At 34.1% G+C, this 16,447-nt stretch carries 18 protein-coding genes and 2 pseudogenes; 14 read left to right on the forward strand and 6 right to left on the reverse strand.

The window, feature by feature from the left end; all coding sequences use genetic code 11:
• Positions 1-14: 14 nt before the first annotated feature.
• Complete coding sequence (locus EUC40_RS11590) at positions 15-908, reverse strand: sulfite exporter TauE/SafE family protein (RefSeq protein WP_156575226.1); 894 nt, start codon at positions 906-908, stop codon at positions 15-17.
• A 207-nt stretch (positions 909-1,115) separates the two neighbouring features.
• Between EUC40_RS11590 and EUC40_RS11595 the strand changes: the two genes are divergently transcribed.
• The 6 genes and pseudogenes from EUC40_RS11595 (at position 1,116) to EUC40_RS11620 (ending at position 5,234) form a co-directional block, all read left to right on the forward strand.
• Positions 1,116-1,913, forward strand: coding sequence for a VOC family protein (locus EUC40_RS11595; RefSeq protein WP_156575228.1), 798 nt, complete (start codon positions 1,116-1,118; stop codon positions 1,911-1,913).
• Positions 1,901-2,014: pseudogene (locus EUC40_RS11600) on the forward strand (aminoglycoside phosphotransferase family protein); the annotation flags it as partial. The gene EUC40_RS11595 and the pseudogene EUC40_RS11600, both read left to right, overlap by 13 nt.
• A 13-nt stretch (positions 2,015-2,027) precedes the next feature.
• Complete coding sequence (locus EUC40_RS11605; protein ID WP_156575230.1) at positions 2,028-2,771, forward strand: metallophosphoesterase family protein; 744 nt, start codon at positions 2,028-2,030, stop codon at positions 2,769-2,771.
• A 105-nt stretch (positions 2,772-2,876) separates the two neighbouring features.
• Entirely contained in the window at positions 2,877-3,545 is a 669-nt protein-coding gene (locus tag EUC40_RS11610; protein ID WP_156575232.1) for a nucleoside/nucleotide kinase family protein, read from the forward strand.
• A 44-nt stretch (positions 3,546-3,589) separates the two neighbouring features.
• Positions 3,590-4,132: pseudogene (locus tag EUC40_RS11615) on the forward strand (GrpB family protein).
• A gap of 277 nt (positions 4,133-4,409) precedes the next feature.
• Positions 4,410-5,234, forward strand: coding sequence for a DUF2785 domain-containing protein (locus EUC40_RS11620; protein WP_088081003.1), 825 nt, complete (start codon positions 4,410-4,412; stop codon positions 5,232-5,234).
• A 172-nt stretch (positions 5,235-5,406) separates the two neighbouring features.
• Here the strand turns inward: EUC40_RS11620 and EUC40_RS11625 are convergent, their stop codons facing one another.
• Positions 5,407-6,282, reverse strand: a complete 876-nt coding sequence (locus tag EUC40_RS11625) for a hypothetical protein (protein WP_156575234.1) — start codon at positions 6,280-6,282, stop codon at positions 5,407-5,409.
• Positions 6,283-6,500: 218 nt separating this feature from the next.
• On the opposite strand from EUC40_RS11625, the gene EUC40_RS11630 reads away from it, so the two are divergent.
• Positions 6,501-6,815: a DUF3892 domain-containing protein gene (locus EUC40_RS11630; RefSeq protein ID WP_156575237.1), complete on the forward strand. Its 315-nt coding sequence runs from the start codon at positions 6,501-6,503 to the stop codon at positions 6,813-6,815.
• A 76-nt stretch (positions 6,816-6,891) separates the two neighbouring features.
• On the opposite strand, the gene EUC40_RS11635 is transcribed toward EUC40_RS11630, so the two are convergent.
• Complete coding sequence (locus tag EUC40_RS11635) at positions 6,892-7,332, reverse strand: YaiI/YqxD family protein (protein WP_156575239.1); 441 nt, start codon at positions 7,330-7,332, stop codon at positions 6,892-6,894.
• Between the two features lie 375 nt (positions 7,333-7,707).
• On the opposite strand from EUC40_RS11635, the gene EUC40_RS11640 reads away from it, so the two are divergent.
• On the forward strand, positions 7,708-8,301 hold the full coding sequence (locus tag EUC40_RS11640; protein ID WP_156575241.1) for a cupin domain-containing protein: 594 nt from the start codon (positions 7,708-7,710) through the stop codon (positions 8,299-8,301).
• Between the two features lie 303 nt (positions 8,302-8,604).
• Here EUC40_RS11640 and pdxR read toward each other — a convergent pair whose 3' ends face one another.
• Positions 8,605-10,047, reverse strand: coding sequence for a MocR-like pyridoxine biosynthesis transcription factor PdxR (gene pdxR, locus EUC40_RS11645; protein WP_156575243.1), 1,443 nt, complete (start codon positions 10,045-10,047; stop codon positions 8,605-8,607).
• 125 nt (positions 10,048-10,172) lie between these two features.
• On the opposite strand from pdxR, the gene EUC40_RS11650 reads away from it, so the two are divergent.
• Positions 10,173-11,084 carry a DMT family transporter gene (locus EUC40_RS11650; RefSeq protein ID WP_156575245.1) on the forward strand — a complete coding sequence of 304 codons (912 nt, stop codon included), beginning with the start codon at positions 10,173-10,175 and terminating at the stop codon, positions 11,082-11,084.
• Positions 11,085-11,102: 18 nt separating this feature from the next.
• Here the strand turns inward: EUC40_RS11650 and EUC40_RS11655 are convergent, their stop codons facing one another.
• Positions 11,103-11,570: an NUDIX hydrolase gene (locus EUC40_RS11655; protein ID WP_156575247.1), complete on the reverse strand. Its 468-nt coding sequence runs from the start codon at positions 11,568-11,570 to the stop codon at positions 11,103-11,105.
• 96 nt (positions 11,571-11,666) lie between these two features.
• Between EUC40_RS11655 and EUC40_RS11660 the strand changes: the two genes are divergently transcribed.
• The 5 genes from EUC40_RS11660 (at position 11,667) to EUC40_RS11680 (ending at position 15,248) form a co-directional block, all read left to right on the forward strand.
• Positions 11,667-12,074, forward strand: coding sequence for a DUF3980 domain-containing protein (locus EUC40_RS11660; RefSeq protein WP_156575249.1), 408 nt, complete (start codon positions 11,667-11,669; stop codon positions 12,072-12,074).
• A 17-nt stretch (positions 12,075-12,091) separates the two neighbouring features.
• Positions 12,092-12,562, forward strand: a complete 471-nt coding sequence (locus tag EUC40_RS11665) for a GNAT family N-acetyltransferase (protein ID WP_156575252.1) — start codon at positions 12,092-12,094, stop codon at positions 12,560-12,562.
• A 154-nt stretch (positions 12,563-12,716) separates the two neighbouring features.
• Positions 12,717-13,226 (forward strand): nucleoside deaminase, encoded by a 510-nt coding sequence (locus EUC40_RS11670; protein WP_156575254.1) that lies wholly within the window; start codon positions 12,717-12,719, stop codon positions 13,224-13,226.
• Between the two features lie 165 nt (positions 13,227-13,391).
• A complete protein-coding gene (locus EUC40_RS11675; RefSeq protein ID WP_156575257.1) occupies positions 13,392-14,282 on the forward strand; it encodes an AraC family transcriptional regulator in 891 nt (296 codons plus the stop codon).
• 24 nt (positions 14,283-14,306) lie between these two features.
• Complete coding sequence (locus tag EUC40_RS11680; RefSeq protein ID WP_156575259.1) at positions 14,307-15,248, forward strand: serine hydrolase domain-containing protein; 942 nt, start codon at positions 14,307-14,309, stop codon at positions 15,246-15,248.
• Positions 15,249-15,468: 220 nt separating this feature from the next.
• On the opposite strand, the gene EUC40_RS11685 is transcribed toward EUC40_RS11680, so the two are convergent.
• The gene (locus EUC40_RS11685; RefSeq protein WP_156575261.1) at positions 15,469-16,104 is read right to left on the reverse strand and encodes a CPBP family intramembrane glutamic endopeptidase; all 636 of its coding nucleotides are present in this window, start codon (positions 16,102-16,104) and stop codon (positions 15,469-15,471) included.
• Positions 16,105-16,447: the final 343 nt, after the last annotated feature.

Below are 16,447 nucleotides of genomic sequence, written 5' to 3' on the forward strand. Positions count from 1 at the left end.
CGGTATTTTTGTACTTAAGGTAGTATTTGTTTTTGATCTGTCGGGTATCCAATTGTCGAATGTTTCGAATGATTACGGACAGCAATAAAAATAGATATAATAACGACAAGACCAACTGCCACGTAAGAAAGCGAAATAATAGTTGGATCCACTTTAAATGTTGTAAGTAGTGTACGTATATTCGTAAAGATAATAAGGCCACCAACTAATACGCCAAGTAAATGAGATGGAACGATGCGTACTAACCATGCAGCAATTGGAGCTGCGACAATGCCGCCAAGCATTAAGGAGAATACCCAAACCCAGCTTACTTGTTCCCAGCCAAGTGAGATGAAAAAGCCGATTGTTGCAGCGAGTGAAACAGGAAATTCACTCGTATCTACAGAACCAATCACTTTTCTAGCTTCATTTCCTCTTGCAAGTAGTACAGGCGTCGTAATTGGCCCCCAGCCACCACCGCCAGTTGAATCGACGAATCCAGCGAATAAGCCAAGCGGAACAAGTTGTTTGGCAGACATACGTTTTTTGGAAGCGACAATTTTCTTTTGAATAAGAAATCGTAATAAAATATAAACCCCTAAAGTGAATAAGAATACGGAAATATACGGTTTAATTACATCGCCAGGTAAATTACTTAAAAAACATGCCCCAATAAATGCGCCAATTGCTCCAGGAAATGTAAGCCTGGAAACGGTATATTTATCAACGTTTCCAAATTTAATGTGAGATGCACCAGAAGCGGCAGTTGTAACGACTTCAGCTAAGTGAACGGAAGCGGAAGCTACAGCCGGTGCGATACCAAACATTAATAATAGTGAAGTAGAGGTTACCCCATACGCCATTCCAAGTGCTCCATCAATCAATTGAGCGAAAAATCCAATAATAGCAAATACAATTAATTTCTGCATAAAAATTCCCCCTGTAATAAATAAATGAAAAAGGCACTTTTCCCATATGAGAAAAGTGCCTTTGGTTTTTCCAATCAGCAATAATGAAATTTGTTTTATTATAATACACATTAATCGTATAAATCAACTAGGTTTTAAAGTTTTTTGAATTGAACGAAAGAAAAATAAAATATACAATAAAAGGATGGAGAGAAAGGGGAGAAAGACATGTTACTATTTGATCATCTCGTTCACGCGGTGCATTGTACACCAGAGGAAGCGGCAAAACAAATACAGGAGCTTGGATTTCATACTGCATTAGGCGGAGAGCATATGAATTGGGGTACTTGGAATAGTTTATGTTATTTTGATTTATCATATATAGAATTTTTAGCTGTTCAGCATGAAGAAAAAGCGAAAGAAGCAGACAATCCATTAGTACAAGAAACAGTGGTGAAATTACAAAATGGGGAAGGAATGCTACAAATCGCAATCCGAACAGATGCCATTGAAGAACTGGCAGATAAGTTGAGTAAGCACGGTTTACATACGATAGGACCATTTGAAGGGAAACGTATGAGACAAGATGGCAGACTTTTAGAATGGAAAATGTTATTTGTTAAGCAAGAAGAGAACGGACCGAAATTACCTTTCTTTATACAGTGGAATGAAACAGATGAAGAAAGAAGACATGATTTACGCAACGTTGGGACAATCGCGGAACATAAAAACAAAGTACAACAAATTGAAACGATTCATTACGCAGTGAAAAATGTTCGAGAAACGGTGTGGAAATGGAAAGAAATAATGGAGCTAACTGCAAGTACAGTTATACAAAATGAAGAATGGAATGCGGAATGTCAAAGTGTATCGTTTGGTGACATTCATGTACAGTTTTGTGAACCAATTGGCGAAGGAGTAGTGCTAAAATGCCTGAAGAATCAAGGCGAACATCCTTTTGCAGTGGAGTTTAAAGGGGAAAATAAACGAGAGCATGAAGTGTTAGGTAGTTTGTACATATATTGAAAGAGAGAGTAAACCGAATTTTAGAAGATTATAATCATTTTTCATCCTATATTCCAAAATGGTATCAATCACAACATGTAGATATAATAAACAATAAATAACGGAGGAATTCATATGGATAAAATAGCAGTAATTTCAGATATACATGGTAATATTCCAGCTTTAGAATCTGTGCTACAAGATATTAAATTAAGAGGAATCGAGCGCATTATTTGTCTTGGAGATTTAGTCGGAAAAGGCCCTCATTCAAGCGAAGCAATTGAAATTATTCGTAAAGAATGTGAAGTAGTCGTAATGGGAAACTGGGATGATTTTATAACAAAACCGACTGAATTTGAAGCGTTAAAATGGCATCAAAAACAACTATCAGAAGAACAAAATGAGTACTTAAGAAGTTTACCATTTTCAATCGAGTTTTATATGAGCGGAAAACTCATTCGTATGTTCCACGCGTCACCTAGAAGTTTATATGAAAGAATTCAACCACACGCTGCAAGAGAAGAGCGTATTAGTATGTTCGAAAACAGTGAGCTCACAGAGAATATAGAAGGGGAAAGAAAACCAGATGTCGTTTGTTATGGTGATGTTCACCAAGCATTCGTTCAAAATTTCAGAGGGAAAACGCTATGTAATGCTGGTAGCGTAGGAAATCCTCTTGAAATTACACAAGCTTCCTATTTAATATTTGAAGGAACATACAATGAAAAAGAAGCCGCAAGCTTTTCTATTCAATTAGTACGTGTACCGTATGATATTGAATTAGCTATTAGGCTAGCAGAAGAAGTAGATATGCCAGAAATTGAAGAATACAAACAAGAATTACGGACTGCTTTATATCGAGGGTTTAAGGGAAAATAAGCCAAACATATTAACGATTCGACAAAGGATAGAGTTATTGACAAAAGGTTACACGAATTGTTACTCGTAATTATGTTATGTAAACTAATTGTGAGGAGGAATATCATGAATCGAAAAGAACGAATCACAGAAATTGCAGAGCACATATTAAAGCTAAACTTAACCCATCCAACAAGAGTTGGAGTAAGTGGTATTACAGCTTCAGGAAAAACAACATTTGCAAACGAGCTAGCGGAAGAAATAAAAGAACGAGGAGTACGAGTAACACACGCTAGCATTGACGATTTTCATAATCCGAGAGCAATTCGATACGCGCAAGGAAAAGAATCTGCAAGAGGGTATTACGAAGATGCACACGATTATACAGCTTTCAAAGAAAGATTATTAAAGCCTTTAGGGCCTAACGGGAATTTACAATATGAAACGATTTCTCATAACTTAATAACGGATATTCCTGTACATAATGAGCCACTAGTGGCCACGCAAAATATGATATTGATAGTAGATGGAACGTTTCTATTGAAAAAAGACATTGCGCATTTATTCGATTACAAAATCTTTGTAGATACAGATTTTGAGATTGCGAGAAAACGTGGTGCAAAGCGCGAGACTGAGGCTTTTGGAAGTTATGAAGAAGCTGAGAAAATGTTTTTAAACAGATATCATGCGGCCTGTAAGATGTATATAGATGTGCATAATCCGAAAGAGTGTGCGGATGTTGTATTTCGGAATAGTGATTTTGAAGATCCGGTAGTTGTATTTAAAGGAATATAAAACCATTTATATATCAAAAAAAATCGTGAAAGGAGATGCTTTGGATGGATAAAAAAGATAATCCGAACGATTGGCCTGTGTGGGCGAATGAGTCAGTTGAGATAGTTAATGCAAATCCTGATTGGCAAGATAAAGGGGGCTGTGAAGAACAGCAACTATATGAACTGCTTGCTCCTCTCGGTATAAGCAAAGTAATACATATAGGAAGTACATCCATACCTGGTTTACCAGCAAAACCTATCATTGATTTAATGGCTGAAATAGACTCATTTGATAGAGTACAACATATTTCAGCGAAATTGGCCAAATATAATTGGCATTATGTAAGCCCAGAATTAGATGAAAGACCTTGGAGAAGGTTCTTTGTGAAAGTTAAGAATAATAGGCGTGTAGCGCACCTGCATTTGATGGTTAAAGGAACTGAGCGATGGGAGCAACAACTTTTATTTCGTAACCGCTTATGAGAAAATCCACAATTAGTTTATGAGTATTCAAATCTTAAACAAGATTTAGCTAAAAGATTTAACCAAGATAGAGAAGCCTACACAAAAGCTAAAACAGAATTTATTAAACAAGTTCTAAAATGATTTAATTTTTAATTGTAATTACGTTTGAATATAAAAGAAAAAACATACTTTATTTTACAACTTAAACTGACATGAAATGCATGTAAACAAAAGTGAGAGACTGCGATGTTCTAATGTATTTCCTTTTATTTATCATGATAAATTATATATAATTGAATCAAGTTCATAGAAAGATAGGTACTAAAACGATTTTAAAAATACACTTGATTTGATGAAAAAAATTAAAGGGAATAAGGCGAAAATATGTTAATAAAGTACAAAGGGGACAGGAAATATAATGAATGAAGTACTAGAACTAAAAGAAGAACTACTACAAATTAAAAATAATAATTATGCTGTACCAGAAGACGTAGATGCATATCCATATGCGCAGTGGATGCTAGATTATATCGGTTCACCTGATGCTGAATTACGTGATGATTTAATTTATAGTACGCTTCACACATGGATTACAAATGATGTATTTAGACAAAAAGAATTACGAGGGTTAATGTTACAAGCAATTAGTCCTGATTATTTATTTTATAAAATTGGTGAAAAGGGAACAGACTCTGTATTTAAACGTGCATTCTCCGTATTAATTCCGCCACTTATTTTATCTGTTCATGAAAGAGAACCACTGTTATCCGAAGAACAACTGTACAGTGTGGCAGAACAAGTGCTGGAGTATGTATATTTAGAAGAAGATGTAAGAGGCTACGTAGAAGGAAAGGGCTGGGCACATTCTACTGCACATGCAGCGGATGCACTCGATGCGTTAGCGCGTACAATACAAAATCGTGAGTTTTCATATGCGATATTAGCTGCTGTTCGTCAGAAGGTTCGATTGAGTGATTACGTATATGTACACTTTGAGGATGAGAGATTAGTAAAACCAATTATGTCATTACGCAACCAAAATCTTTTAACAGAAGAAGAGTGGAGCAACTGGCTACATAGTATAGCAACTGTTGAAGATATCCGACATCCGCAGCATGCTATTTTAGTACAAAATATTAGAACTTTCTTAAGAAGTTTTTATTTCAGAGTTTTAGAGACAGAAGGTAGTACAGCCTTTACAGATGATATATTGGAGACTTTGAAGGGTTTGCGTAGGTATTAAAAAAAGGAATAAATAGTCTATCACTTGATGCCATTATAAATAAGCATTTAAGCAAAGAAAAAGAGTTAAAAAACTATCCTTTCTGTCGGTTTCCTACAAAAAGGATAGTTTTTTAGTTGAATTGAAATGTTAGCCTTAACTATATATGCGCTTATTTGTGATAATGAGTTTATTAAATATGTAATTGCGGATTTTCTTCATATAAATTAGTAACATATTGTTTTAAATTCTTGATGAATAATATAATCTCTTGGCTAGGCATTCTAGCATGTTGAAGGTGAAATATGTTTCCTTTTCCAATTTCTAATTCGGTTGAATTCAAAGTAATAGGGGTATTTCTGAAGATATGCCATGGGAAATACAAGTGTATAAAGGTTTCTCTAAAATATATACCCGATTGACAAATTAATACTCCGTCCGATCCTTTACCTAAATTACCAAGGACAGATGTATCTAAAAAAGCAATGATTTGTTCTTCTTTTGGAACAATGTATCGTGCTCCAATTTCGTTTAACTTTTTTTCGGAAATATGAGTATCTACAAATAAGCCATTATCAGGTTCTAATAATTCATCGTGTGTCTCAAACAAAGAGCAGATTGATTTTATCTCATTTACATTTATAACCGGGTGTATTTCATTTTGTCTTGAATCTTGAAATGAATTTGTAAGAGCTATAAGTAATTCTTTAAATAACAGTGGTGGATAATCACTCCCGTTAATATTAAAACTTTTTTTGGCGTCAAAAGATAAAAAACCATCTTTATCAATTTCAATTTGTTGTACTTCATTTAATTGATTCCATTGCATATTTCCTTTACCTAATAACCAATTTTTCCAGTATAAACCCGAACTTGTAAAGTAAACACCATATTTTCCTGATCCAAATAAATTACAACTTAAAAATGCGATAATTTGATCATCTGTCGGTATAGAAAAACGCTTTTGCGCAATTGACAAGAAATCTTTAGGGATTCTAGTAACATAAAATCTAGATTGCTGATAATGTAAACAAATATTAGTTAAACGATTAATATCTATATTCAACATAATCATTCTCCATTTCATATTTCTTTTCGATATAATAAATTATAATGTTGTCAGGAAAATATTAACACTTAAATTTAGCTTAAATTTAGCGGTAAAGGTTTAAAAAGCATAATCTGGGTTGTTTTTTAGAAGTAGTGTAGACTTTTTGAGTTGGTAAAAAAACACATAAAACCACTACATCCCAACCATACTAATAAAATGTGTTGGAGGTGAGTTAAATGGACAAAAAAGACTTTGAAAAAGTTTATAATGATTACTTACATCAAGGGGAAGAGCAAGTTCAATTTGAAGTAGCTCAGAATGTCGTTTCAGGGGCAGAACAAATAGTTGCCGTTCGTAAAAATGATGACGGGGATTTAATTGCATTTAAAACAAGCGGCGGAAGAGAGTTAGATTATATTACTGCTCTTAACGAAGCAAAATCAGGGAAGTTAGCTCATGTGGACGTATTTCATAAGTATGGTAGGGATATTATACGTAGTGAAGCGGATGGTATAAAGGAAAATAATTTAGACAATTTACCTTCATTTTAAAAGGGTAAACCTCAAGAAGAGAATGTTCATTTGGATATTCTCTTCTTTTCTTTCTCTACAAATAGAAGGTTCATTTCTAAAGTGCAATCACACTTTTAAAGAGTTCTCTAAAGTTCTCTTTATCTTCTGCTGTAAATGGTTTTGGTCCCTTTGTACGCTTGCCGCTTTTTCGAACCATTGCACTTAAATAACGTGTTTGTAATAGTTGGTCAATGTTTTCATTCGTATACTTGTATCCTTTATGATGAAGAACGATACAGCCTTTTGCTAAAGCGAGTGAAGCAAGACCATAATCTTGCGTTACGATTAAATCTTCTTTTGTTGCTAACTGCATAATCCGGTAATCCGCAGCATCTGCTCCAGAATCAACATAAATTGTTTCCACACCTTTTGGCTGCTCTGCATTAGAATAATGAGAAAAGCTAGTAACGAGTGTAACAGGAATTTCTGCCTTCGTAGCTTCAAAAATAATCACATCTTTTACAGGACAAGCATCTGCATCAACGTAAATTTTCATTGGTATCACTCCTATAAATAGGTTCGTGTTGATAATAATGGTAGATTTAGGTTTTGTCAAACGAGTAATGTCTTCCGCAATTTAATACGTATGTATTTTTATAAGATAAACGAATATTTCGAACAAAATAACGAATGTACTATAGATGTTAATAAAGTGGTTATATGTAGTGATTTGAAAATTTCTTAATACGAAAGTATTAGGAAATTTTATTTGAATTTTATTCCGCAGATTGATTTTTCATAGCGTTTATTTGGATAAAATAGTAATAGAATATAAATAAAATGTATTTTAGATTAGAGGATCATTTCATGTTACTGCTCTATGAAATGGTTTCAAAAGATAAGTAAGTCTGAAATTAATCAGGAGGGCCGAATGAGGAGTTTCGATTTATCACAAACAACTATTAATCTATCAAAAAATGATCTTATTTATAAAACGAATGATGATAAGTATTGGGTGTATGAAGTGATTTTTCAATCGCAAGAAGGAATACCACCTCATAGCCATCCGTTTGGAGAAGATTGTGCCGTTGTGTTGTCAGGTCATTTAGATTATTATATTTCAAATGAAAAAATGATTCGTGCATCAAAAGGAGAGATAGTGTTTGGATGGAAGAACCATATACATGGCTATAAAAATAATGAAACGGAACCACTGCATCTATTAATTTTCGTTGCGCCGAATAAAATCGGACTAGAATATTTACCCGATGATGATCCGAAAATTGTGCACGTACCGGAAGAAAAGCGAATGATGAAGCTTTCCGAATATCAAGTAGTACATTCTTCATTTTCCTCTTTTGAAAGAATAAAAATAGATGATGAATATTCAGAAGCATATAATGAGAATGGACTTATGGCGTTTATTGATATTGAAAATAAACAAATGTATTTATTTGAGGGTGAGAATGTGGAGATAAAAACTTCAAATCCCATAGTATTTATTAAGTATACAGCTAGATTGTGAGAATGGAGAGTCGCTTTTCTCTATTTATAATAAATGTGTAGTTAAGAATATGAAAGAGGACTATTAAAGATGGGGCGGAAAGGTGAATTAATCATAATGAGTTACCATTTATAAGAATCATTCTTAGAAGTAGGGAAGAAAGATAGAGAAAAACGAAAAGTTTCGAAAAGAAAGCCCCTGTATCAATCATCAGGAGCTTTCTTATAATTTAATTTTGGAATGAAGCTTCTTTTTATTATTTTTTGCTAACTTATTATCTGGAGTTAATGAATAAAGAAGTTTTAAATGTATTAAAAAGTTATTTTATTTCCCGCAAACCAAAATAGCCTCACGCAAACGAGAAATACCTTCCTCAATTTGATTAATATTCACTTTTCCATAAGATAAACGTATATAACCATCTTTCGCACCGAAAATACTACCGGGCATAAAGGCGATTTCTTGTTTTAAACTTTGCATAATAAGTTGTTTTTCGTTTATCGGTTCTTTTAATTTTCCCCATATGTATATACCGCCGGTCGGGTTTGAAAAAGAGATTTTATCGTGAAGTTGCTCATTTAAGGCGCGAACGATAACGTCTCTTTTTTCTGCTAATTGTTTTCGTAACGGTACGATATGGGATTGAAATGGTACGGTTTCAAAAAACTGCTGCATAAGCCACTGCGGGAATATACTCATACCTAATTCCATTTGGTGCCGTGCATCGGACAATCGCTCTACGACAGACTGCGGAGCAACAAGCCAGCCGACTCGTAAACCTGGTGCAATCATTTTTGATAAGGAATGTACATAAATGACTGTCCCATTTTCATCAATTGATTTTAAAGTAGGGCAAGGTTGTTTCTTTTCTAGCGTAAGTAGACTAGACGGATCATCTTCAACAATCGCAATGCGTAAGTCTGCGCAAAGTGATAATAGTTTTTTTCGGCGATTTGGATGAAGCATCGTTCCCGTAGGATTTTGGAAGTTTGGATTTAAAAAGATCATTTTAATACGATGCTTTTTATATAATTCTTGCACATCGTCTGGATTAATACCGTGTTCATCGACGGGTAACGGGAAAATACGAATACCTGCTGATTGGAATAACGGCAGGGAATAACAGTGTGAAGGACTTTCGAAAGCAACAGCATCACCTGGATTTAATAAACATTGCACGATAAGGTGAAGTGCTTGCTGTGCGCCGGATGTAATCATAATGGATTGTTCAGTCGCTTCCACTTTTAAATATTCCTTCATATATTTTACTACCGCTTGTCTTAATGGGAGATAACCTTGCGGGTGATCATAACTTAATGAATGCGTTAACGGTTGTTCTCTTAAAATCGTTTGTAGTTGATCGTGAGGATAAAGATTGCAACCGAGTTCTCCGTTTGCAAAATCAATAATGTTTTCATTTTGTTGTACTTCTGCCCGAATATGGCGAAGTAACGGTAAGTTTGGTAAAAACGTACCACCTTCTACGAAATTTCTCCAGTTCGGCGTTAATGTTGGAGAAACGCCCCACATATGTGTGCTCACACGTGTACCTTTACCAGTCGTACTTTCTACAATTCCCATAGCACGAAGTTCATTATAAGCAGTCGTTACTGTACTTCGGTTTACATTTAATTGCGTAGCTAATTTCCGTTCTGAAGGTAGGAAGCTTCCTGGAGGAAGTTCTCCGTATGTAATACGTTTTTCAATAAAGTCAACAACTTGCTGATAAATAGGGATTTTACTTTCACTATCTAGCTTCCATTCCATAAAAAACGCCTCCGTATCTTTTCACTACATCAAGTATAGCAAATTGGCTGGGTAAAAAAACAGCCAATTGGACGGTGTTTTATCCAGCCAATTTTATTATGCTAAATATGGAAGGGGAGATTCGGATGAAACGATGGCAAATGGAATGGCTCCTAGTATCAGTTGCATTAGTATGGGGAGCAAATTATACAATTGGAAAGTATGGCGTGGCATATATGTCATCCATTCAATTTAATAGTTTACGATTTTTAGTAGCATCACCGGTATTATTACTTATTACTTTTATGATGGAACGCTCATTACGTATTGAAAGAAAAGATTGGTTACGATTAGTAGCAGTCGGTATCGTTGGAACGACGATGTATCAAACGATGTTTATGCTATCTGTGAAATATACTTCAGCAACGAACGCCTCATTATTAATTGCGATGTCACCTATATTTACAGGGATATTAGCGGTATTACACAAACAAGAACGTTTTTCGATGAAAGTACAAATCGGTTCAATAGTAGCATTTATTGGTGCAGCATTCGTTTTATTAACAGGGCATACAGGAGGAGCTACTTACGAGTATGCTTGGCTCGGTAATATAATTGGATTAATCGCAGCAATTGCGTGGGGATGGTATCCAATATTAGCGCAACCTCTTATTACAAAATACTCCGCAATGAGAGTCACATCATGGTCTACTTTAATTGGAATTGTACCTCTCGTTATATACTGTTTATTCAACATAAACACATTAACATGGCCAGTAGACATGCCAAGCTGGGGCTCACTAGCATATTCAATCGTCTTTGCGACCATCTTTGGGCTAGCAATGTGGTATGTTGGCATTAGTCAAATCGGTTCAACGAAAGTAATGGTTTATATGTATCTTGTACCATTGTTCGCAGTTATCTTTGCGGCAGTAACCATCGGAGAGCAAATCAATATGATGCAACTCGTTGGCGGATTTATTATCTTCATCGGTTTATATGTTGTAAAAAAAGGCGGAATCAAAAAGCCTGCTCTCAATTTGAAAAAAGTAAGTTAACAGTAAAAAGGGTCTCTTTCATATAGAAGGAGATCCTTTTTGTTTTTGCAATAAAAGCGCTTGTTCAACCGCCCATTTTTGATGATCGTGAAGGAGAAGCTCGACAGCAAGTAAAGGAGACATCCACCTTAGAACATGATCCTCCTCACAATTTTCAGTTTGCTTCTGCACCATGTTCGCAATATAAAAGAATCCATCGTTTAAATAATATGTATCTTCCTTTTCCGCATAAAAATATCGCATTGCATTACCGATATACTGCTCAATTTCAATTGCCCATCCTAATTCTTCTAGTAGTTCACGATGTAAGCATTCATCTTTTGTTTCAGTACCTTCCATACCGCCACCTGGTAAAAAGTAGCGTTCTCCTTTTTGGATAATAGCAATTTTTGAAGAAGTTGAGTTAAAAATAATTGCATAACAACTAGGTCGTAATACATATTGCTCAGTAGGCTTTTTATAACCAAAAGTAAGTTTAGATATCATAAAACACGTCACCTCTCTATAAAATACATAAAAGGAATAATAAGGTAAAAATAGAATTGTATAAGTATAATCTTACGAGATTGGAGTGATAACAAAATGATAAATCGAAAGTGTACTCGCTGTAAAGAAATTACAGGTACATTGCACGGTGGTAAAAAAATTAAGGAAGAATTTCTATGTGAGGACTGTTTGCAAAAAGGAATTGCGAGCGGAGAAATCGAATTATCACAAGTGGAGCAAGAACAAACTTCGTATCTTTCTATAAAAATATTAAAAATAATGAGTGTGATTTATTTAATAGGATCTATTTTAATGGCTTTTTCAACTGTTCCATTTATACATAATATGGGGTTTGATGAAATGTCTATTTCAGGATCGGAATTAGGTTTAATAAGTATTGTTATGCTAGGTTCTATATTTCAGTCAGTTCTTGTATTTTGCGGGATATGGGTATTCATCCTTTTAGTAGAAACAGTCATTAAAATTTATGAAAAAATGAAGTGAGTGAGAGGGAGAAACATATGCGAGTAAGAAACATCCAAGGGGAAGATTATGTAAAAATTCATTCTGTTTTAAATGATTGGTGGGGCGGGAGAGATATGACTGCCATGTTACCAAAATTGTTTTTCGTTCACTTTCAAGAAACGAGTTTTATTCTTGAAGAAGAGGGAGAAACGTTAGGTTTCTTATGCGGATTCTTCTCACAAACGCATAAAGAGGAAGCGTACGTTCATTTTATTGGAGTAAATCCGAAGTATAGAAGAAGAGGAATCGCATCGACATTGTATTCTTATTTCTTCGATGTCGCTCGTGCAAACAATCGTAAAGTTGTAAAAGCAATCACATCACCAATTAATAAAAAATCGATATTATTTCATCAAGAAATCGGTTTTCGAATTGAGGCTGGGGATGATGAGATAGAAGGTGTATCGGTACATACAAATTATGATGGGAACGGCGGGAGTAGAGTTTTATTTTTGAAAAATGTGTAGAGAAGTAAGCTTTACCTAAACGCACTAAGTTAAATGTATATCAAAATGTTATCCGTTGCATAAAGAATGGCTGACTTTGTTAGCTTGATAGAAGGTAGTCTGATAGTCGAAAGGAATTTCCGTAACATAATTCATCTAAAAAAGAGGGATCTATATGAATTTTGAGAGGGATAGATATTTTTTACAGATGGCATTGGAAGAAGCAGAAAAGGCATTAAAAGAAAACACATATCCAGTAGGAGCTGTTATTGTTGATGGAAATAATAATGTCATTGCAAGAGGAAGGAATAGAGTGCATCCACAAAAAGATATAACAGCTCACGCAGAGATAGATGCTATTCGCAATGCAGGGGAAGCAATGTTTGATGCAAAAATAAAAAATGAGAAGTTTACTATTTATAGCACGTTAGAACCGTGTCCAATGTGTACAGGTGGTATTTTATTTGCAAAAATACAGAGAGTAGTCTGGTTACTAAATGATGATTTAGGGTTTGGTGGATATAAAAAGATAAAAAATGCTTTAGTTTTCGAAGGGAAATTTAATAAAATCGACATGGTGGAAGAACCATTTGAAGACTTAAAAACAAGACAAAAAGAACTAATGAGACAATGGGAGCTAAATCCCAATAATATTATTAACTTGCGTAAGGCTATAAAAAAATAGTTGTTTCTTTAAATTAAATCGGGATACCGCCACATTACCATCAATTTAAAAAATATAGTGAAATTATATCGATTTAACAATAAAATATGGAAGAATCTATTACTAATAGAAAGCCGTCCTAAAAGTATTCTAGGATGGTTCTTTTTGTTGTGAGGAGTTAGAAGAATGGAGAGTAAACAAAGTAGAAATGAGTATGTAAGACGCATACATAAGGTTCAAGATTATATAGAATCAAACATAGACAGTTCACTATCCATTGAAAAGCTAGCGGATATAGCAGGATTTTCAAAGTTTCATTTTCATAGAATTTTTAAAGGAATAGTAGATGAGCCGTTATCACGATATGTAAATCGATTGAAGTTAGAAAGGGCAACAAACCTTCTTACATATCGATTGGATATGACGATTACGGATATCGCTTACCATTTTGGTTTCACAGATTCAGCGGTTTTCTCCCGAACATTTAAAAATTATTATGGTGTAAGTCCGTCTCAATATCGAAATGACAATAGCAAGAATTGCAAAGACGTAAGAGGAATTCCTCAATACAATGAATGTAAGAAGGTTCGAGGAAATGTTGAAATTGTAACAGCGGACGATATAAACGTCGCATACATAAGACATATCGGTACATATGAAGAGTTAACTATAGCTTTTCCAGAAATGATAGAGAAACTATTTCATTACGCAGCGGAGCAAAACTATCATGTATTTGGGGATACGAAAGTATTAACCATTTACCACGATCATCATGAGTTTACTGAGGACCATCATTTAAGAACAAGTTTATGTATAACAATTCCAGATGAATCCACAGTAGAAACGAACGACATAGGAATAATGGTAATACCTTCAGGCAAGTATGCAGTAGGACATTTTGAAATATTCCAAGATGAATATAAAGGAGCATGGGACTTTATATACGGTGAGTGGCTTCCAAATAGCGGATATAAACCGAGAGATTCGTATCCTTTTGAAATGTATAAAAATGACCCAAGACGGCACCCGGAAAAGAAACATATAGTTGATATATATGTACCTATCGAACCTTTTTAATCATAGGTTAAAGGGGAAAGAATAATGAAAATTGCTGAAAAGTTAGAGGAAATTATAAAAGAAGAATATGAAAATATGAATGGTATGTTAGTAGTGCAGAAAGAGAATGTTATTTTTGAAAAATATTATAACGGACACGGTCCAGATGATACATTTCATATAGCGTCAGTCACAAAAACGGTAATCTCTGCCCTAATTGGGATATGTATAGATAAGGGCTATATAAAAAGCGTTGATCAAAAAGTAATAGAGTTTTTCCCTGAATATAAACTTAAGGCATCTGAAATAACAGTGCGACACCTCCTTACAATGACAGCACCATATCCTTTTACGGATTGGCAGGAACCGTTAGAAGAACTATGTACACAACCAGACTGGGTACAGTATACACTTAATAGAATGGGGAACGGCGGAGAAATCGGATCTTTTAAGTACTCATCTGCAGGAGCGCATGTACTATCAGCAATTATTACGAGCGTAACAGGAAAAAGTGCGCGTGAATTTGCGAATGAATACTTATTTCAGCCACTCGGCATGAGAGAAATTCCAAAATACAATATGAAAGCATTTGGATTCGATGACTTATTCGGAAAAGATGTGAAAGGATGGGTTCATGATCCAAACGGTATTTCGACGGGCGGCTGGGGACTTACGTTAACAGCTAGTGATATGGTTAAGTTTGGATATTTGTATTTGCATCAAGGTATTTATGATGGAAAACAAATACTATCAAAATCATGGATAAAAGAATCAACAGAAATGAACCAAAATCAATATGGTTACTTATGGTGGTTACGAGAAGAGGATGGAATCTTTTCATATTGTGCAATGGGTGATGGCGGGAATATGATTTGTTGTATTCCGAAGCAGGATTTGGTTGTAGTAATTGCTTCTGAAGTTATACCAAATGCACGGGATAGATGGGAATTGATTAAAGGGTGCATACTTCCTTATTTAAAAGATTAATATGGTTATTTTTATAAAAATAAGAATGAAAGGTTTAGTTAAACTTGTTTTGTTCTCCATGATAGAAAAAAGTGTTGTGTTAACAAAGTTATGTAACTAAGATTATAAAACTTCAACACCTATACGATTTTTAAATAATTGCAAGGTGTTGAAGTACTTCATAACCTATTAAAGGTACTTTCAAATAAAAGCGGAAATACCTTTTTTCTTTGCTTTTTAACTATTTTCTAATTTTGTGATGTATAAGATACATCATGCCGAGTATGATTGCTAGTATTATAAATTTAATTAATTCTATTAGGCTGGCATCCCACTTGTTTTGTATTACATCTGTTAAATAAAACACATTAAACATACCATGTAAAATTGCGGGTGATATTACAGAACCGCCATATTCTCTCGTGTACGTTAAAATTATAGATAATATAAATAATAAAGAGAGATAACTTAATATTCCTACAAGCTGAAACTCATAGTTTTTATAAAAGATTGCTATTGGTAAATGCCATGAAGACCAAAGCGAAGCTATAATAATAGCTGTTTGCACGAATGAATATTTTTTTCGTAAATAGTAATGAAAATTCCCTCGCCATATAATCTCTTCTAATAATGCAGATAAAGATCCAACTGTAAGACCAACGAGCAAGAGAAATCCTAATTCATTCCAATGATGATATAAGAACTTTATATCATAAATATAAAAATAAAAATGGAGACATAGCCCTAGAAGTAGTGGAAATAATATGGAGAAAATTAGTGTTTTTATTTTTGGAAGTGAAATTCCAAGTGTATGAACTATTTTTTGTTTCTTATATAATGTTTGATATGAAATAACTGCTAAAAGCGGAACAACCATTGTAAACCCCAAAAAATTACGACCATTTTCTATGTTCAGCAAGATGATATACAAGTGATGTGAGAAAATAAATACATAATGTTGAATGATAAACTATGTGTTTATTAATATTTTTCACCTGCCTAAGTATGTATAAGTGGTTAATCGAATATCCGATATTTTAATTATATATGAAATAGAAATCGACAGAATGAATATTTCCATATTATTGTTTTTAAGATAGAAAAAGTGTCGAAATTACATATATTGAACTTGTAGAAAAAATTAAATTATTCCCCGTAACTTTTCACAACAAAAAATCGTTAAACAAAAGAATAGATTTTTTATCACGAATGGGGGAGAA

The organism is Bacillus luti (genome assembly GCF_009739945.1).
Classification (GTDB): domain Bacteria; phylum Bacillota; class Bacilli; order Bacillales; family Bacillaceae_G; genus Bacillus_A; species Bacillus_A luti.